17 protein-coding genes are annotated in these 18,459 nt (G+C 34.4%); 7 read left to right on the top strand and 10 right to left on the bottom strand.

Annotated features, from left to right (window positions below):
* Window positions 1-62: 62 nt before the first annotated feature.
* The gene (locus tag NSQ92_RS02655; protein ID WP_172866427.1) at window positions 63-821 is read left to right on the top strand and encodes an IclR family transcriptional regulator; all 759 of its coding nucleotides are present in this window, start codon (window positions 63-65) and stop codon (window positions 819-821) included.
* Window positions 822-1,492: 671 nt separating this feature from the next.
* Here NSQ92_RS02655 and NSQ92_RS02650 read toward each other — a convergent pair.
* On the bottom strand, window positions 1,493-2,239 hold the full coding sequence (locus tag NSQ92_RS02650) for an SDR family NAD(P)-dependent oxidoreductase (RefSeq protein ID WP_047942799.1): 747 nt from the start codon (window positions 2,237-2,239) through the stop codon (window positions 1,493-1,495).
* Window positions 2,240-2,406: 167 nt separating this feature from the next.
* Between NSQ92_RS02650 and NSQ92_RS02645 the strand changes: the two genes are divergently transcribed.
* Complete coding sequence (locus NSQ92_RS02645) at window positions 2,407-2,784, top strand: winged helix-turn-helix transcriptional regulator (protein ID WP_047942800.1); 378 nt, start codon at window positions 2,407-2,409, stop codon at window positions 2,782-2,784.
* Window positions 2,785-3,499: 715 nt separating this feature from the next.
* Here the strand turns inward: NSQ92_RS02645 and NSQ92_RS02640 are convergent.
* The 5 genes from NSQ92_RS02640 to NSQ92_RS02620 form a co-directional block, all read right to left on the bottom strand.
* On the bottom strand, window positions 3,500-4,795 hold the full coding sequence (locus tag NSQ92_RS02640; protein WP_341132193.1) for an IS110 family transposase: 1,296 nt from the start codon (window positions 4,793-4,795) through the stop codon (window positions 3,500-3,502).
* 826 nt (window positions 4,796-5,621) lie between these two features.
* On the bottom strand, window positions 5,622-7,145 hold the full coding sequence (locus tag NSQ92_RS02635) for a hypothetical protein (RefSeq protein ID WP_341152127.1): 1,524 nt from the start codon (window positions 7,143-7,145) through the stop codon (window positions 5,622-5,624).
* A 383-nt stretch (window positions 7,146-7,528) separates the two neighbouring features.
* Complete coding sequence (locus NSQ92_RS02630) at window positions 7,529-8,203, bottom strand: DUF421 domain-containing protein (protein ID WP_061797822.1); 675 nt, start codon at window positions 8,201-8,203, stop codon at window positions 7,529-7,531.
* Window positions 8,204-8,544: 341 nt separating this feature from the next.
* The gene (locus NSQ92_RS02625) at window positions 8,545-9,063 is read right to left on the bottom strand and encodes an NUDIX hydrolase (RefSeq protein WP_061797824.1); all 519 of its coding nucleotides are present in this window, start codon (window positions 9,061-9,063) and stop codon (window positions 8,545-8,547) included.
* Window positions 9,064-9,411: 348 nt separating this feature from the next.
* Window positions 9,412-9,909 carry an AAA family ATPase gene (locus NSQ92_RS02620; protein ID WP_047942806.1) on the bottom strand — a complete coding sequence of 166 codons (498 nt, stop codon included), beginning with the start codon at window positions 9,907-9,909 and terminating at the stop codon, window positions 9,412-9,414.
* Between the two features lie 345 nt (window positions 9,910-10,254).
* Here NSQ92_RS02620 and NSQ92_RS02615 point away from each other — a divergent pair, with 345 nt between their 5' ends.
* Genes NSQ92_RS02615 through NSQ92_RS02605 form a run of 3 tightly spaced genes read left to right on the top strand, consistent with a single transcriptional unit; the run spans window position 10,255 to window position 11,595 of the window.
* Window positions 10,255-10,596 (top strand): PadR family transcriptional regulator, encoded by a 342-nt coding sequence (locus NSQ92_RS02615; protein WP_095258705.1) that lies wholly within the window; start codon window positions 10,255-10,257, stop codon window positions 10,594-10,596.
* Window positions 10,589-11,071 carry a hypothetical protein gene (locus NSQ92_RS02610; RefSeq protein ID WP_336045166.1) on the top strand — a complete coding sequence of 161 codons (483 nt, stop codon included), beginning with the start codon at window positions 10,589-10,591 and terminating at the stop codon, window positions 11,069-11,071. The genes NSQ92_RS02615 and NSQ92_RS02610 overlap by 8 nt, the downstream gene beginning before the upstream one ends.
* Window positions 11,068-11,595, top strand: a complete 528-nt coding sequence (locus NSQ92_RS02605) for a permease (protein ID WP_061797828.1) — start codon at window positions 11,068-11,070, stop codon at window positions 11,593-11,595. Before NSQ92_RS02610 ends, NSQ92_RS02605 begins: the two co-directional genes overlap by 4 nt.
* Before the next feature lie 827 nt (window positions 11,596-12,422).
* Here NSQ92_RS02605 and NSQ92_RS02600 read toward each other — a convergent pair.
* Window positions 12,423-12,728: a hypothetical protein gene (locus NSQ92_RS02600; protein WP_341152349.1), complete on the bottom strand. Its 306-nt coding sequence runs from the start codon at window positions 12,726-12,728 to the stop codon at window positions 12,423-12,425.
* 466 nt (window positions 12,729-13,194) lie between these two features.
* Window positions 13,195-13,539, bottom strand: a complete 345-nt coding sequence (locus tag NSQ92_RS02595) for a winged helix-turn-helix transcriptional regulator (RefSeq protein WP_341152348.1) — start codon at window positions 13,537-13,539, stop codon at window positions 13,195-13,197.
* A 168-nt stretch (window positions 13,540-13,707) separates the two neighbouring features.
* Between NSQ92_RS02595 and NSQ92_RS02590 the strand changes: the two genes are divergently transcribed.
* Window positions 13,708-14,436: an SDR family oxidoreductase gene (locus NSQ92_RS02590; RefSeq protein WP_341152347.1), complete on the top strand. Its 729-nt coding sequence runs from the start codon at window positions 13,708-13,710 to the stop codon at window positions 14,434-14,436.
* 626 nt (window positions 14,437-15,062) lie between these two features.
* Window positions 15,063-15,392 (top strand): chaperone CsaA, encoded by a 330-nt coding sequence (csaA, locus tag NSQ92_RS02585; RefSeq protein ID WP_095258702.1) that lies wholly within the window; start codon window positions 15,063-15,065, stop codon window positions 15,390-15,392.
* A 466-nt stretch (window positions 15,393-15,858) separates the two neighbouring features.
* Here the strand turns inward: csaA and ltrA are convergent, their stop codons facing one another.
* A complete protein-coding gene (ltrA, locus tag NSQ92_RS02580; RefSeq protein WP_341132227.1) occupies window positions 15,859-17,187 on the bottom strand; it encodes a group II intron reverse transcriptase/maturase in 1,329 nt (442 codons plus the stop codon).
* Window positions 17,188-17,780: 593 nt separating this feature from the next.
* On the bottom strand, window positions 17,781-18,251 hold the full coding sequence (locus NSQ92_RS02575) for a GNAT family N-acetyltransferase (protein ID WP_047942813.1): 471 nt from the start codon (window positions 18,249-18,251) through the stop codon (window positions 17,781-17,783).
* Between the last annotated feature and the right edge of the window lie 208 nt (window positions 18,252-18,459).

The following is an 18,459-nucleotide window of genomic DNA, read 5'->3' as shown; positions in this document are numbered from 1 at the left end:
TATTAGCATACGCTTTCATTTTTTTCAATCATTATTTTATCCTTTTACATGGAGGTCATCTAATGGCAAATGGTACTAATGTTACATCTAAAACTTTAGAAATTCTAAAGGCTTTTGTTGATAAACAAACAGAATGGGGAGTTAATGAACTTGCTAGATATTTAAACTATCCCCCCAGTTCTTTACATAGAATTCTAAAAATACTTAAAGAAGAAGATATATTACATATGCATCCATCTAATAAGAAATATACTATTGGAAACGAGTGGATTCGCATTTCTTCTGTGGTAAGTTCTAATGCAAGTATAAAAAATGTTGCTAATCCCTTCTTACAAAAGCTATCTTTAGAGCTTGACCAGTCGGTATATTTGGCTATTTACCATAAACAATATAAAAAGTTATCTTTTATTTCTCGCTTCCAAAGCACTAGTGCACTGCAATATTTATTGGAATTGGGAACTTTACAACCTATTCATGTAGCAGCCAGTGGCAAAGCAATACTTTCTTACTTAGATGAAAAAGAGATTGCGGAAATATTTGAACAAGAAAAAGTTTCCCTAGAAGAACAAAAACATATATGGAAAGATATTGAGCAAATAAGAAATCAAGGTTTTTCCTTTTCATTAAATGAGCGAAAAAATGAATCTATTGGAATTGGAGCACCTTTGTTTGATGCGACAAATCAAGTTATTGGCAGTATTATTTGTGCTATTCCCATTAACTTATATAAAAAGGAAAGAAAGGATGAGCTAATTAGTAGTGTCATAGAAGTAGCCCAGAATATATCTTCTGCTTTGGGATTTCAAAAAGAAAATAGCTAACATGATTAGACTGTCTAACAAAGAAATTAGATATATGATACTCACACTTGACGAATAGTGATGTTGGTCATGACTAACTCTTAAAAAAATCTAGCCGAATCTACGGCTAACAGCCCTTTATAACCTAAACGTTTTAAAGGGCTGTTGTTATCCGCTTAAACTCTCCTCCCACCTATAGCAACTTAATAAAGCCTTTGTCTTTCCCTCTACAAATAAGCATAAATTCGTAAATTTAGCGTTAATCTTTCTTAATCTTAATTACGGTATAATAAAGAAAACGTCGAATTCCTTATGTATCAAGGTATTAGACGCTTCGTCTTAGCAATTATTGTAGCGTTAATACGCATTATAAGAACGTTTGTTTCGTTTTATATTTGAGTTTATATCGGATTATATATGGAATGTCTTTTTTTAAAGACATTCCATATATAATCCACTTATTGTACTAACACCCCCCTTACTTTAAGCACATTTATTCACAAAGTAATCTTTTTTACAGGTCATTTAGTGGTAGTCCCAGGAAAATGCGAATTTACAACGTTAAGCAAATTCAACCATAAAAAAAGTCGAATTCCCTGTCCTTTAAGGAAAACGACTTTTTTATACGACTTCTTCAAGTAAATCCCCATTAACCTTTTTTAGGGACTATATGTAATCTCTGCACTGTGAAATTATACCTGAGCTAGCCCGCCATCTACGAACAATTCAACTCCCGTCAAGTAACTGCTTTCGTCTGAAGCAAGGAAAGATACAGCGTTTGCTACTTCTTCAGGTGTCCCAACTTTTCCAGCTGGAACAGTATTTTTGCTATTTTCCATTACTTCTTCAAGTGCATCACCAAAAAGCTCATCGTATGCAGGTGTAAGAATAGCTCCTGGACTAACCACATTTACACGGATTTCAGTACCTTTTAGGTCAAGAATCCAGTTGCGAACTAGTGCTCTTAATGCTGCTTTAGATGCTCCATATACACTAAACGCTGGGTTACCAATTGATCCAGCAGTAGAGCCTGTTACAATAATAGAACCTACTTTGTCCGGGAATAGTGATAACGCTTTTTGAACAGTAAAGATGGTTCCTTTAACGTTAATGTCGAACGTTCTATCAACCTGCTCTTCAGTAATTTCACCTAATGGAAGGAAGTTGCCGATGCCTGCATTAGCAAAAAGAATGTCCAACTTACCTTTTTCCTGCTTTATAATGTCATATAGTTTGTCTAAGTCTTCAAGCTTAGAAATATCACCTTGAACACCGGTTACGTTCTTGCCAATTTGGTTAACAGCTTTATCAAGTTCGTTTTGTCTACGTCCCGTGATATAAACATATGCACCTTCGTTTACAAATTTTTGTGCTGTAGCAAGACCAATCCCACTAGTTCCACCCGTTACAAGCGCTATTTTACCTTCAAATTTACCCATACTTAACACTCCTTTAGAATTAATTTTATTTTATGTCTAGTACCTTAAGTACTTGAAGAACAACTTACAAGATATAGTATCCTTCAGTAAGCACATTATCGGAAGTACCCACTTTTTTGTGATATAGTAACTAAAAAGTAATAAATGTGGAATGGAGAGCTTTAGACATGAAAAAATTTAGTTGTGGGTTTGAAGTGACAAAGGAAGTTATTGGCGGAAAATGGAAAGGTCTTGTATTATACTTTTTAATGAATGGACCAAAGAGAACGAGTGAATTAAAGCGCATTATCCCAAATATAACTCAGAAAATGCTGATTCAAACACTTAGAGAGCTTGAAGCCAGTGGACTTGTGAGCAGAAAGATGTATAATCAAGTACCGCCGAAGGTTGAATATTCATCCACTGAACTTGGAGAATCTCTTAAACCTATCTTGCAGGAGCTCTGTCAATGGGGAAGCCATTATGCGGAGCAAGAGTATGCAGAAGGTGAATATGAAATTGTACAACCAGAACAAGTTTCATATCAAGATAATATAATTTCATAGAGATCTAAAGGGATTAGTCATCTTAATCAATACCTTCAGAATAAGGTTTAGGAATACTTGAACGCACTATCAAGATATAATTACATAATGTAATACAGCATTACCTAAAAACACGGAGCTACTTTAGATTAGATGATTCTTATTATTATTTTAACTTTATAGTTTGGTGTATCTGATATATTTTCTAAAATTACAAAAAGAGAAAAACAATATATTAAAAACTATTTCAGATGATACTATTAAAAATTAGTCGAGATAAACTCGGCTATTTTCATTGCTTAAACTTTCTCTTGTTATTCAATTATCCTCCCTCAATAAACAAACACTTATCTCTTAAATACGCAGTTTTTCTCCATATTGCTATCTAACTTGTTTAACTTTATAGATTCAGTTAGTGTGAAAAGATCATAAATAAGCAGTTTACAAAGAAAATGAGCGCAAGAAACTAGCCAACCTTCGGTTCATTTCAAAAAGTTGGATAAATAGGTATGTACGCACCAATGGATGTCCACATATCTTATGGAGGTCTACCCTCCCAAGTCTCACAGAGTCTACGCTCCTACATTCCTTCGTTCAACCTTTCCATAAGGTGGATGTCGGTCATGCTGCCCTACAGGATCTTGTCCTTACGTTAGTTGCGTTGCCGACTAATCCCATGCTGATTTTGTCTGTTCATCTGTTCAAATCTAGTCGATAAAAGTTAGTTTTATAGTGATTAAGCTGCTATTGGTTCTTGGATAAATGCATGCATATGTGGGATGTCCTTCAACATCTTCTCCTCTTGAAACACAAACTGTTTCTTACCAATAGAGAAGAGTATGCGGATGAGCTTATTACACAAAGCAATTAAAGACTGCATCTTTTTCAACGGATTGTCAGGTCTCGTTGTGTAGTAATGATGTAGGGCTTTAAAGGCTTTGTTCTTGGCTACTAGAATCATAGATGCCCGGAATAACAATGCTCGTAATTTCTTTCGACCACGTTTGGTTATTCTGGTCCTCCCTTTATGCTTACCTGATGTATTTTCTTTTAAGCTAAGCCCTGCCAGTTTGGTTATCTGACGAGGATGATTATATTCACTCAAATCGCCTACTTCAGCGAAGAAACCCGCCACTGTATCGCGTCCAATACCTGTTATCTCTAACATTTGATCAACACCTGGAATATCTTGAAGCAGTGTATCCAGAGTTTGGTCAAGCTCTTCGAACTTGGCTTGAATGAGTTCATACTTTTGGATTAAGGTTCTTAATTCCATTTTAGCCATCATGGCACCCTGTCGGATGCCAATCGAGCGATTGGCTGCTTCTTTTAAAGCTTGAATTTTCTTAATCCCTATACTACGTTTCACAGCTTGCCTAAGGTATTCTAGTAATTCTTCTTCTGTATATCTAACCAATTCTTCCGGTAATGCTTCAAGCTTTAATAAATGAAGAGCTGCTTTCCCTTCCCAACTTTTAAAAACAGTAAAGAACTCTGGGAAAAATCGATCTATCCAGTTGTGTACTTGTCCTTGTACAATCTGTAAGTCAACAGTTAATAGATCACGTAATTTCTTAGCCACACGCAGCTCCGCGAAAACTCCTTGTGGTATCGTTGGTTCGGCGTATCTACCATCTTTGATTAGTTGTGCAATGACTTTTGCGTCTTTGACATCATTTTTAGTGGGAGAGTTATCGTCTAGCTCCTTACTATGCTTGACGTGTAAAGGATTGACCGTGACGAACTTAATCTGTTCCTCCTTTAGAATATGAGCTAAATTAAGCCAATAATGGCCTGTAGGCTCCATTCCAGTAATGACAGACTCCATTTCGCATGACTCTTTTATTTGATTAATCCAATCAATAAATGTCTTAAATCCTTCTTGGGTATTATCAAAAAAGCAAGTAGAGCCTAGCTCCATTCCACGATAATCCTGCGCTCTAGCTACATGATGATGTTTGGCAATATCAATACCAATTACTAGAGTTTTAGGTGTGATTTGAGCTATTTTATGATTTTGGTTATAATTCATAGTGAGACCTCCGAGTAGATATTTTGTCCCTTTTAGCTGGCCAGGCTTAGGACACATTTATCTTATCAAGAGGTCTTTTTTCTTTCAAACCGCATTTTCACTTATTACAGGAATGCTGCCCCGTTAGTTATATAGGAGTCTCTTTATTTAATGAACTACCTCAACTTCTCGATTGAGCGTTAATCCTTCTTAATCTTAATTATAGTATAATAAAGAAAACGTCTAATCCCTTGTGTATCTAAGGATTAGACGTCCATATCCATTTCACCTTCTGTTCTTTTTTTGAAGAAAATAAAGTGTTTAAATTCTTTTGTATTAACAGCCATTCTATGTATCCCTTTAATTCTTACTTAGATTGATGTGCCAGCTTAATTTATTTGATAAAAACTACAGCTGTTCTATTAATACTTATTTATACAGCAACAATGCCTTAATTTTTTCATAAAAGTACTTTTTCCAAGTTTTATTTTCCACCTTTAGTCGCTCCTTATTATAATATATATTCGTTTTGTTTTAGAGGATAACTAGTATTGCCTACCTCTTGTTTTTTGTGCATAATCATAGTTACTGTCGTGTTTAGTAGGGGATTTATACTGATGCTCTCCGATAAAGTCTATTAATAGCTTTTTACCGCAAATTTAATTATCTTGTAAAACTTGAAGCTTTCTCCCCAACTTTTCCTTAACACTAGAACCGTTATTTACATTTTTCGCCTGAACTCCTCCAGCTTGTTTTAAACAATTGCCTGATTTTATTATTTTATAACGATTAAGTCCAACTTCTTTATTACACACATTGCAATAGCTTTTCGGTCAAAAGAAACCCTCTATAATAGGGCGTTGTACCAAATATCTCCATTAAATATACGGTTATTATCTACCAAAACAACTCTTAAGTTCCCAGAAGAACTTAAACGTAATTTTTGTTGATAATACCTTAAAAGTTGCTGCTCCGTACGATTATCGCTTTTATAGTGTAAAATGACTAAACTTTTATTTTCTTTCTCTACCAAGCTTCTGAACATTCCATTTATATGGCCATCATCTCCGTTAAAACCATAACCAATCACACATACTATGTCTGATTCAACAAAATGATCATAAAGATCAACATACTTTCTTGACATACTGACAGAAGTCAAAGGTTTAACACCACTTTGAGTAAACATAAATGGTACAAGAATTCTTCCTTGTCTCTCCTCGGAAGAAGGTTCTGTTAAAATTTCATTTTTGTATGGATCATAGTATTCATTTACACTTCCATTTAAATGATACACAGGTGTTTCTGCGATTTTCGTCCCTGCTAATACCTGTTGTACAAAATTGTTATAATTGGTAGTTCCCACAGCTTTAATATGAAAATAATTTCTTAAATTTATTAAGTCGTGATAATATCCGGGACCATCTGAAATTCTTGTTTCATCAACATGGACTTTGTTAGTAATATATCTTTGAACAGTATGAAGGAATATAGCAATTCGACTAAATTTAGCCCATTGCGCTTTAGGATTATACAGATATCTAAAATGACTATCTATTAAAGCTTGGTAATCCATTGCTTGGCAATAAATTTCTTCTAATATGCTTCTACCAAGTTCTCTAAACACTGTAAGTCCGTCTGTATCTTCCTTTAAATCAATCGAGGTTTCTTCAATTACAATTTCCATTCCAGTTTGTCCAACACCTTGATAATTCAAAGAAAAAACCCCCGATAAATCATCAAATACGTTTAATTCATCAGGTGCTGCAGTAAACAATTCTTCGTTTAGCTGCGAAACAAGACTTTGACCAATTGCTCCAACCAATAATTCCAAAAAAGCCCTTACAATTCTTTTCAAATAACGATCTGTTGGATATTTTTCTAATAATCTTAAGAATGCTGAAAAATAGTCAGATTCAAACAGCAATACACTGGAAGCAAGCTTCTCATTTAACCGAATTGCTTGATTATATCTCATATCACCAATTTGTTCGCCTGTTTCGTTTGTAAACTTATCACGTATTATTGTTTCATTAAACTTCCATTTATTTAACAACTCGGAAACGTTTTCATCAAAATGATCCAGATAATCCAAAATGTTGCTTCTTCTATTTTCTAAACTAGAGGCAATAAGGCCTTCAAACTCTCCTTTTCCAAAAACATTTAATCTCTTACTCGCATAATTATCTGGAAGCCATTGAGTAGCAATCTGTGACCTAGAGTCTAGGCTTTGAATCTGGCTTCTAAATATTTCCTTATCTACTTCATTTGAAACTCTAAATATTTCTAATGCAAATTTCCCTCCTGACGGCAAACCATAACCTATTTCTGCACCTGCTCCGAAAAATACTGATAATGTTGGTAAACTCAAGCATTTTCACCTCATCCATCTATTTTTCTATTATTTTTCTTCAATATTCAAAAGGTTACAAAAATAAATTTTTTTAGTAAAACAAGCCTATGTTTTTTCGAAATTTATATCTTCTATGGTATACCTATTTAATGGCACTCACACATTCTCTCACAGTACTTAATTTCTTATATACGTAGTTTTATGAGAAACTAAGCATCCATCCCTAATGAACTACGCTCCATATTTCTTGGAGCCTGATAACCTTTTTCCTATATTCTACTTCTTAGGAAAAACCATGAACAAATAAAACCACATCATTAATACCAAAAAGATATTAGCATTGTAGATGCACAACGAATGCTATCTTAGCTAGCTCAAAGTCCCTTGAAATAAAGCGGTGATTAAGTATATTTAGTAATCAGCAGCCCTCGGTCTTTTTGCCATTCTGCATAAAACACTTCCTTATACTTTTTAATTTTTTCTTGCTTTAATTGTCTATGTAACCACTCTTCTGTTAACCCAGCCATTTGAAGATTTTGAGATTGTAATTTCCCATCCATAATAATTGCAAAGGATATCTCTACTTGTTTAGGAGGTATGGCTAAATCCTTCGCTGTTGGTACACTAAATGCATGTTTTGGTGCAACACTTATTTTCCCGTCTCTTTCCAAAATTACATATTCTGCTTCATAGATAGAAAAATAACCCTGCTGTCTCATAAGCTGCTGTAATTGGTTTAGATCCATATTATTTTTTTTTAGCTGCTTATAAATAATCTCTCCTTTTTCAATTAAGATTGTGGGATTGCCTTCAAAAAAACTCCGGAATTTTAGAGATTTTTGCGTCAAAAACTCTACTAGATAAATTAGTAACCCCCATATAACAATGCTAAATACTATCTCCAAAATTCCTGTTCTTCTTTCAAAAATTGCGTCTCCTACTAGGTTTCCCATTACCATGGCCGTGATAAAATCAAAAGGAGTTATTTGTGAAAATTGAATCTTCCCAAGTAATTTAAGGACTATTAATAAAGTTAAGAAACCAATAATCAATTCAACTGTTATGTCTTTGTACATTAGTATTTCCCCCTAATTAAACCGTAATTTTCAAATCGTCATTTTCCATCTCTCATACTTTTGCATAATCCTAATTCTACATCGTACATATTATGTTATATCCGATTAGTACGAATATCATACAACGGCTTTAAAATGCAAAATTAGGAGCGTGTTCGGAAAAGAGAGTGTGGTAAATAAATGTACTTAAACAATCCTGCCCGTTCGTACAACAACAATAGGCTGCCAAAGCAGCCAAACGATCTTATACTAATGCCCCCATTACTTTAAGGACCATACTTCACATCATCTTTTTGTGTTCTCACCAGATCTTTATATGTTTTATACTTTGCACGTTTCATTTAAAGACGAACAGAGCCATAATGATGTCGCCCCTCAAAAAGAAAAGCAATGATACTCTCATAATAAGGTATAAATTTTTTCAGTTCGATTAGCTCCAAGATTTCCTCTTTAGAAGCCCATTTGGCTGCTTGTACCTCTTCAATCTGTAATGTCAATTCATTCAAATCAAAGTCATATTCAATTAAATAAAAATCATCAAAGCCACGTTCAAAGTTAATAGTAAATTGTGGACGAATCTTTTCAAAGTTATATTGAATCCCCAACTCCTCGAATAGCTCTCTTGAAGCAGCCTGCTGACTTGTATCACCTGCAACCGCACTACCACCACAAGTGATATCCCAAAGGTTCGGCCATCCTTGCTTAAAGGATTGACGTTGCTGAATGAGCATTTCACCTTTTGAATTAAATATACATATGTGTACTACTAAATGAAACTCTTCTGGTTTCATTTCATCTCCACGAGTTATTTGTTTCTCTATTTTATAACGATGCTTATCAAATAAATCCCACTTTTCCATTGCAAAACTCCTTATGTATATTATTGTAATAAGATTTCCAGTATACTATATAATCAGATTATCATAATGAATTTCACAATAGATATTTAAAGATTGGGAATAAAGTTGAGTAAATTTCCCATAACGACGATTAGGAACATTTTTTACTTAGAGTTGAAAGTCCGCAAAAAAACTGACCATCTCCTTATTGCGCTAAAGCACCCGTTAATTTAAGTGTACCACTTCACAAAGCTAACCGATTTTAACATATATACAGTGAAACTATTCTTACCCACATATCATTTTATATCAAATAGAGCACCTCCCCAAAAAAAGGCACTCTACACACACGAATCATTGAACTCCTTGTTATTCTTTTCCGCTATACTCTAAAATATTTAAACTCTCAGATGCCTCTGGTGCTTCAAAAAATTTAGTAACATGAATAAACACCGCTTCCGTGTCAAAAGCTGATCTTTCTGGTTGTTCATTACGCCTTTGTGCGATTTGACGTAAGCATTGCTCGTTATTTAGATTAAGGAAAATTAGTTGATGGTTTGCATTGACCTCTGACGCCATATCCAAAAACCACTTTCGCAGTTTTTGAGTGTTAGCTGGAAAATCCATCACTACATCTGTACCAACACTTAATATGTTTTGGACATGCTTTTTCACCAATGGCTTGAGCTGCGCTGAGAATTTTAGATAGTCCTCAAATGATGCAATTTGATTGGGATAAAGAGATGAAAGCCATTCATCCTCAGACAACAGTACCGCATGTTTATCTATCGCCAATTGCTTTGATTTAGTTGATTTTCCAGCTCCCATTTTTCCACAGAAAAAGTATAGAGTCCCCAATTTTTTCATTTTTTTCAACCCTCTCAATTATTTTAGTTTAAACTTTTTACTTCGTGAGTTCCCCATAGTTATTATCCTCTTATTAATATTTAAACGTTAAGATTTATATCCAGTATACTTATTCTACCGATTTCGTTTATTTTCCTTTTTTAGCAAACCCACTCTTTAATTCAATAAAAAGAGATGCCGTAGCACCTTCCGTACCTAAATATAAGTCTAGTTAAAATGTAAGCCTCACATTTAATTTTCATTATAAAAAGATTGACACATAACTGACAATAACACTATACTGTTTATAACAGTAACATATTGATAAAAAGTTCATTACATTAAAATTAGGGGGTTCTATCTTTTATGAAACATACAGGGAGACATACTGGTGCATTTCTTTTGCTGTTTTTACTGGAGGGAGATAACTATGGGGGAAAACTGTTGCAAAAATGTAAGGAAGAGCTTCCCATCAATCCAATTGATAGCGCCATACTATATCGCACACTAAAAAAATTAGAGGAAGAAGGTGCCATTGATTCTTATTTAGATGTTTCTGATCAAGATAAACCGGTAAGGATGTATAAAATCACTACACTTGGAAAAAGAAAATTAGAAGAATTTCAAATTGATATTCAAGAAAAAATTAAAAATTTATCATTTTTTCTTGAAAAATACAAAAAATGGAATTGTGAAAATAATGGTTAATGGAATTGTTTTATATGCGATAGCTGCTATTTATCTGAGCCTGTCTTTTATAAAAGACCAATATAAAACAAAGGCAGCCTTATTAAGCTCATGGAAAATGTTTCGCAATGTTTTACCGGATTTATTAGCCATTATGCTTTTCGTTGGGCTGGTACTATCTTTATTGACACCGTCTCTTATTTCTTCAATTATTGGGGGAAATTCCGGTTTACTTGGTATCCTTTATTCAACAATCATTGGATCAATTGCTATAGTCCCTAGCTTTATCGTTTTTCCTCTTGGACATACATTAGTACAAAATGGCGCTGCTCTTCCACAAGTTGCTGTATTAATGTCGACATTAATGTCTGTAGGACTGACAAGTTTATTTATGGAACAAAAAACTTTTGGTCAAAGTTTTGCTTATGCCCGAAATATTTCTGCCATAGTAATGTCTCTTCTATTTGCATTAATTATTTGGGTGGTGATGACATGAAAAAGCTAAAAAGATATCGGTTCTTTCTCATTTTATTATTAGGGCTTCTGCTTATAGCATTTATGAATCAAACGATTGCTGCAAAAACAGTTCAGTTAACTGGTAAAAATATTTTGGATATGTTAATTCTACTTCCTCCAGTATTTATATTAGTGGGATTATTGGACCAATGGGTAAAGAAAGAAACACTCGTTAGGTATATGGGGGAAAAATCAGGTATAATTGGTGTCCTCTTCACCTTATTATTAGCAACAGTAGCTGCTGGACCTCTTTATATAGCCTTTCCAATCGCAGTACTTTTATTGAGAAAAGGAGCTAGCGTCCGCAATATAGTTTTTTTTTTAGGGGCTTGGTCAACAGTGAAATTGCCAGTTCTAGTGTATGAATTTACTTCATTTGGTCCTAAATTCACACTTATTCATATTTGTTTTGGACTCGTGTTTTACTATTTAACAGGAATTCTTTTTGAAAAAATGTATAGCCAACAAAAGTTGCTAAAGTATGATACAACTATCGGAAAATAGATTTAAATCATTTAGTATTTTAAACCCCACAATTCCAAATTCTTTAGTAGCTGTAGTCATTAAATTGAAAACATTCTGTTAGGAACCCCGACTTTTTCACGATAAAATATTATGGAAAGTATTCAGCGAGAATACCATTCGCCAATAAATAATATCTAGTCAGGATTTGATCGTTTAGTATATTGATGTGCGCTCGATTACACCAATAGATTTTATAACTCGAAAAACAGCAAGTATGGATTTGTTGGTAAAAATAGATGCCCTGTTGTTAACTGAATATTTCAACAGATAATTAGTACAACAAATAGGACTGCCCACGGTGCAAAATCTTTTCTGTAGAATGTATCTCCAAACTATATAAGCAATCTGCTGCAAAAAATTACGGGATAGAGCACACAGAAGCATATTCACAATAAAATAATTGAGAAAGCAATAGATTGCTTGGTAACATCAATATTATCGGTTTGTAAAATCGCATACCAAATTAGATTTTAACATACCTAGTCTGTTAGTCTTTTTAAAAGCAATGCCAATAAAACTCCAACGAATTATAGAAACTCATTTAAGTGGACATTTAATTTAACGTCACATACACTTCAACCAAAATCCATGAAACCCTCTTGATCAATCTCCCGGTGGAAGGCAATTATATGTTTCTATGGGTGAAGCCATTTGAACGAGAGATTGTTAGATTACTTAGGATTGTACTCGTAGTATCTATTATAGAAAGCCTCGGTTAAAGACTATGTATAATTCTTTTGAAGTTGAACTTATTTATACATCTTTTCTTTTGGAAAGCCAATCTTATTAAGGCATCTTCGTGTTGTTTAGTGAATAATTTCGGTATTTACTTTTAAAATCTCTGCTCCATGTTGGTCTGGAGACAAGTTTAGCAATTGAGCAACCTTCTTGTATAATTGACTCAAATTGTCCGTTTCTTTATAGTCTTCCCCAATGTCGTCAAGTTTCCATTTCAACATACTTTCACCCATTGCTCTGGTTGCAGTGATTGCGTTTTCTGTATCAGTCTTTGCTTGACTTAACGCTCTATTCCAATCATTTTCAACGTGTTCAATATTATATTTCGACAGTGAAATTCTCAAGCTCTTGTGGCATATATATAGTGTTTTCATATTGAACCTCGTCATTTACAAAAGCATAGCCATCACATTCCAAATAAGATATTACTGTAGCAGTCTTTTCATTTATTTAATGTTTTACTGCGGAAATGAAGAGAACCTTTTTTGTACCATAAGTGTCATATACTTACCCAAGCAATCCCAAGTCCCTTTAACCTTAGTAGTGGCAGTGAAGTCCTCATATCCATAATGATCGAATACCTCCATGGCCTTATGCGATACTTGGTTGGGATTAAATCCCTTGTTTCTTGCCAATTGAACAACCCTTTTTCCTCATACTGCCTTTTTTAGAATATCATAAATCTTATTCTTTCTATTCAACTCAACAATCTATCTCTTTCACTATATTGTTCCATTTTCATATAAAATGATTTTCTAAGCTGTCTGCATATATTTGTGGGCGTTTATATTTTAACGTTTTATAAAGTTTTTATAGACAAAGTTATATTAATATTTAAATTTATTTTAGATAATGTTGCCCCCACACTCTTAAGGAATTAATGATAGATGATAACTCATTTCCTTGTTCGGTTAGGAAGTATTCTACTTTTGGCGGAACAGTATCATCTACCTTCCTTTTCACAATTCCATCGGCTTCGAGTTCCCTAAGTTGCAAAGTTAATATTCTGTGCGAAATCCCTGGTATTACTCGTTTAAGTTCATTAAATCTGATTGATTTTTCGGATAATATGTCGATAATGATACCTTTCCATTTTCCACCTACAATCTGTAAAGCCAGCTCAATAGGACAAGCCTTTGTAACCTCTTCACTGCAATCACCATATCCTTTTAACCCACTTCCCATATTTTCACCTCATTCATTAAGTTACAAAAATGTGCGTACTTACATTGCATTAATCATTTGACTATACTTACTATATCAGAAATGAAAGAGGTTGATGCCTTATAAAATTTATACCTAAGACATTTTGAACTGCAACAGGTTAAATAAATTAATAAAGGGGAAGATTTTATGGATAAGTCAAAGATTGTTTTAATAACAGGGGGAAACAAAGGTATAGGTTTTGAAACAGCTAGACAATTGGGAAAAATGGGATATGAGATTTTACTAGGATCAAGAAATGAAAAAAGAGGACTTGAGGCGGTAACGTTATTGAAAAAGGAGAACATTAAAGCTAAAACAGTGGGTCTTGATGTTACAAATCCGACCTCCATTCTTTCTGCTGTAGAACAAATTGAACAAGAATATGGATTGCTTGATATATTAATTAATAATGCAGGCGTGTTTTTGGAAGGCAATCTCACTCTGAATGAACTGGAATTGTCCCACCTCAGAAGTACATATGAGACAAACGTTTTTGGTGTATTTTCCGTAACAAAAGCGATGCTCCCATTGCTCAGAAAGTCTTCTTCCGGAAGAATCGTTAATCTTTCCAGCGGATTAGGTTCCTTAACCTTGAATAAAGACCCAAAATCAGAATTCTATAATGTAAATACGATCGCCTACAATAGCTCCAAAACGGCTGTAAATGCTTTAACCGTTTTTTTTGCTAAAGAATTAAGCAATTCTCCTATTAAAATCAACTCAGTTTGCCCAGGATTTACAGCAACTGATCTAAATGGTAACAGTGGCTATCGTTCAGTCAAACAAGCAGCTTCCATTGTAGTAAAGCTTGCCACAATAAATAATGATGGTCCAACTGGAGGCTTTTTTGATGATGATGGAGTTGTACCTTGGTAAAATAGGTGGAAGAGATCCGCTTCAATTTTCAATCGTTACACCTTTCACCTGTAGCAGTAATTAACTATTATTTGTAGATGAGGATACTCAGTACACAAAGACAGATTCACCAAAAACTTTTCCAAGTCACTAGTTATCTTGAAAATCGATTTGCAAAGCATGCCCTTGTTTTCATTATGCTGAATCATTAGCAGATAAAAACATAAACATTATTCTTTTTTATACTTAAACTAGAATAATAAGTGTATAACTTATTCATAACTTTGCCTCAAAGGAAGTTAAGTTTTTAATATATTATAATAGTTTACAATAAGGATATAAACCTTTTTATGATTAAGCATAATTCAGATGGAAGGCGTATTGATAAAGCAACCTATTTCACTTGAGGATGCGGATGATATTGTTTGAAAACCATTCTAATGAAGAAACTACACATTACAGTTATGACCAACATGCAGATCTAAATCAAACTTAAAACTTGATAGAAAACTTAAGGCACCTAGAGATTGGTATGACCCAAAAAGACTTTCTCTCACCTCAAGGATCGGTACCTGTTCGATATTCTATCCAATTCATAGGCAATATTGAAGGTTTACAAGATATTAAAGATTATATGAGGTGTATTAATGGCAAATATCGAGGATTTTTTAAAATTAGATATCCGTGTTGGCACTGTGATTAAGGCAGAGCCATTTCCAGAAGCACGAAAACCCGCAATAAAATTAGAAATTGATTTTGGTAATATTGGTGTTAGACAGTCTTCAGCTCAAATAACACGCAGATACAAGGCAGAACAACTTATTGGTAGTCAAGTGGTAGCGATAGTAAATTTTCCTCCAAGGCGAATTGCAGGTTTTAAATCTGAGGTATTAGTAATTGGTGGTATACAAGGGAGAGATGACGTAGTGCTTTTAAAACCAGACCAACCTGTTAAAAATGGTACCCCAATCGCTTAAGAATAAACATACTGCCCTTTCTGGTATTGACGGAAGAGCCTGTCCATTTGATTAATAAATGGGTAATCAGGCTTTTTCTACATAACAGATTACAAAGGAACATTCATTTTATTGAAGAATTGTAAGAAGAAAACTGTTTAGATAAGAATACTTGAATATATCAAAAGGGGGGTACCTATGGTATGTATTAAAGACAACTTTTGGTAGAGTCGAAATACCGAAGCAGGGTATTTATTACAGGAACGCTGCCACCATATTGCTAAGTGAATGATTAGATAGCTCATTAATTTTAATTATTTAAGCCATTTTTCATTTTAGAATATGGCTAATTTCTTAATTTTGTGGAGTTTTACACTTATACTAGTCGAGTAGAAGAGAGCCTTTCTACCTTATGGTAAATTGTACTCTCCCCCCTCACAGAACCGTGCTTGCGCAATTAACGCACACGGCTCCTCCTAATTATCTTTTACAGAATATAGCTAATCTCTTTTCTTAATTCATATATGTTTACTTTAATTCTTGGAGTTGGAAGTGGAAACTTCTGTAGAAAGAGTCTAAATTTATCCCAGGTAAAGGATTTCCTCTGACTTCTTCTATTTAGCCATTTATATAGTAGTTCTTCAATCTTCTCTTTAAAACCATTTACAGTTTGCGTATTGTCTGTAATGCAGTAATAGTTGTAATAACCTATAAGTGACCTTTTAAATCTATCCATGATTAAATGAATAGATTTATTCCTATTAGTCTTCAACCATTCTTTAGTCTCTCTGAGTTTACCTTGGACTTTCTTCCTGCTCGACTTCCGTTTTACACGAAATTTCCCTTGTTTACTTTTGCTGCAATAATGGGTAAATCCAAGAAAATCAAAGGTTGCTGGTTTGCTATTTCCTATTCTTTTTGCGTTATGTTCCGCAAACCTCCCGAAGGGAATGACCTTCGTTTTATCCTCTGCTATCTCCAAATTAAATTTCTTTAATCTCGACTTTAAAGACTCATAAAATTGTTGAGCTTCTCTTTTGTGTTGAAAACAACATACAAAGTCATCTGCATACCTTACTATATAAGCCTGTCCTTCACATTGCTTCCTAACCACTTTCTCAAACCATAAGTCGAGAACATAATGGAGATAAATATTTGCTAAGATAGGCGATACTACTCCACCTTGAGGTGTACCAGTTTCCGTTTTGTATCTCCTACCTTCTTCCATATATCCACCTTTTAGAAACCTACTGATTATTCTCAGAAGGTTTGGGTCGGCTATTCTATGTTTCAAGAACTCCATCATCCATTTGTGATCAACATTATCAAAGAAACCTTTAATATCTACATCTACTACATAGCTTACTGCTCTCTTTTCAATATAAAAGTTTAGTATTTTCAACGCATCGTGGCAGTTTCTATTTGGCCGAAACCCAAATGAACAATTTAGAAAGTCATTCTCATAAATCGCATTAAGTACTTTGGCAATACCTTTTTGTACGATTTTGTCCTCGTGTTCGGGTATCCCCAATGGTCTTTTCTTGTCAGAATTAAGCTTTGGGATATACATTCGTCTAACTGGGACAGGGCGATAACTTTTGCTTTTCAGTCTACTTGCCAAGTCCATTATGTTTTCTTCCAGATTCTCGGTGTACTGTTCTTTAGTTGTACCATGCACACCGGTTGCCTTCTTGTTCGGCAGCTCAAAATGACAATGAGTGAGTGATTGTTCGTTTAATAGATGCGCAAGAGATGTAAATTTCATTTTGGTATTAGATTTTGCTAATTCTGCTATCCTTAGTAGTTTTGTTTCCATTTCTTATCCCTACCTCTGTGTGTAGTAAATGTTTCCCTAATAAGAGTGATAACTGGTAGCTAGCCTTTCCTCCATCGGTATTACCCAACTTCATTGGTACTACGCTGCTATCCGACTCCCTAAACAGCATTTGGTTTCCTTGCTTATTATCGCTTGTACACCATACTCTTCTATAAAGAAGAGACCGATAGGGTCTCCCGAGTTGCCGTATCATATCGATGTATAACGTGCCAAGGTCTCTGACTCCAAAGAGGTTTTATCCTTCTTGCCTTTAACAAAGGATAAAATGTTGCTTTCTGCACGCAGGTAAGGCATCAGCCCTCTCGGTTTACTAACGTTTATGGAGCTCAATCCCTTCAACCATATGGCTTTCGGCCCGCTACCTCACTGTCTACGCTTAAAGATTAAAGTTACCTTTAATCCTCCAAGACTCGCTACGAGCGAATGGCTAATTCTTACTCGGCGGGAATCCCACCCGCTATATGATACGACCTAGGCTCGGCCGCACACCTGCCCCGTTCGTACCATAGCCAAAAAAGGGAATTAATCCTTCATGGATTAATTCCCAATAGTTCAATGAGGTTCCAAATTTATTATAAATTCTTTTTAAATAAAACCCTATCTTGATTTGGTCCGTCATAGTCCTTATACACGGGAACTCCATCTACGACTGCATCTCCTTGTTCAATATCAAAACCCATATTAGTATGAAAGGAAATTGAAACTTTATTAATAGGTGAAGTTACACAACGGATTATACTAGCACCTTTTTGTTTAACCACATAAAAAAATTTGTTATAGAGTGTTTTTCCTACACTGTGTTTTCTATATTCTGGATGTACTCCAACGAAATGAATATACGCCTCTTCAGAATTTGATTGTGATAAAAACCCAATTAGAAACCCTACTATTTTTCCATCTTTTTCAGCAATAAAACTTGTATCTGTAAAATGATCAAAAAAGAGCTTTGGTAACTTATCAGCCATTTGTCTTCCACCCCACCATTGATTTAGTAATGGCGAGATTTCATAGTAATCTAAACTGTTTACTGAACGAATCTCCATTTTTAATCCCCCTACCTTGTATGTTATATTTACCCACTCCTATACTAATTACCAATTTTAGCACATCTTTTATTCACTTCTGTTCAACTAACCTCCCCTTTAGCGACACAAGAATATCGCTAATCTGTAATTAAAATATTGCATAAACTCCAGTTAATTCAATACGAAAATAGCAACTACAGGATGTATGGAATTATAAATCTGCATA

It is taken from the genome of Niallia sp. FSL M8-0099 (assembly GCF_038006945.1).
In the GTDB taxonomy this organism is placed as follows: domain Bacteria; phylum Bacillota; class Bacilli; order Bacillales; family Cytobacillaceae; genus Niallia; species Niallia circulans.
The sequence above is the reverse complement of the archived record's forward strand: the minus strand, read 5'-3'. Positions and strand labels throughout refer to the sequence as shown.

Bases quoted from the DNA above. Each gene is read 5' to 3' on its own strand.
- NSQ92_RS02620 (WP_047942806.1), bottom strand. From the start codon at position 9,909: ATGAAAAAATTGGGGACTCTATACTTTTTCTGTGGAAAAATGGGAGCT.
- NSQ92_RS02655 (WP_172866427.1), top strand. From the start codon at position 63: ATGGCAAATGGTACTAATGTTACATCTAAAACTTTAGAAATTCTAAAG.
- NSQ92_RS02630 (WP_061797822.1), bottom strand. From the start codon at position 8,203: ATGTACAAAGACATAACAGTTGAATTGATTATTGGTTTCTTAACTTTA.
- NSQ92_RS02645 (WP_047942800.1), top strand. From the start codon at position 2,407: ATGAAAAAATTTAGTTGTGGGTTTGAAGTGACAAAGGAAGTTATTGGC.
- NSQ92_RS02640 (WP_341132193.1), bottom strand. From the start codon at position 4,795: ATGAATTATAACCAAAATCATAAAATAGCTCAAATCACACCTAAAACT.
- NSQ92_RS02600 (WP_341152349.1), bottom strand. From the start codon at position 12,728: ATGAAAACACTATATATATGCCACAAGAGCTTGAGAATTTCACTGTCG.
- NSQ92_RS02610 (WP_336045166.1), top strand. From the start codon at position 10,589: ATGGTTAATGGAATTGTTTTATATGCGATAGCTGCTATTTATCTGAGC.
- ltrA (WP_341132227.1), bottom strand. From the start codon at position 17,187: ATGGAAACAAAACTACTAAGGATAGCAGAATTAGCAAAATCTAATACC.
- NSQ92_RS02650 (WP_047942799.1), bottom strand. From the start codon at position 2,239: ATGGGTAAATTTGAAGGTAAAATAGCGCTTGTAACGGGTGGAACTAGT.
- NSQ92_RS02615 (WP_095258705.1), top strand. From the start codon at position 10,255: ATGAAACATACAGGGAGACATACTGGTGCATTTCTTTTGCTGTTTTTA.
- NSQ92_RS02590 (WP_341152347.1), top strand. From the start codon at position 13,708: ATGGATAAGTCAAAGATTGTTTTAATAACAGGGGGAAACAAAGGTATA.
- NSQ92_RS02595 (WP_341152348.1), bottom strand. From the start codon at position 13,539: ATGGGAAGTGGGTTAAAAGGATATGGTGATTGCAGTGAAGAGGTTACA.
- NSQ92_RS02625 (WP_061797824.1), bottom strand. From the start codon at position 9,063: ATGGAAAAGTGGGATTTATTTGATAAGCATCGTTATAAAATAGAGAAA.
- csaA (WP_095258702.1), top strand. From the start codon at position 15,063: ATGGCAAATATCGAGGATTTTTTAAAATTAGATATCCGTGTTGGCACT.
- NSQ92_RS02605 (WP_061797828.1), top strand. From the start codon at position 11,068: ATGAAAAAGCTAAAAAGATATCGGTTCTTTCTCATTTTATTATTAGGG.
- NSQ92_RS02575 (WP_047942813.1), bottom strand. From the start codon at position 18,251: ATGGAGATTCGTTCAGTAAACAGTTTAGATTACTATGAAATCTCGCCA.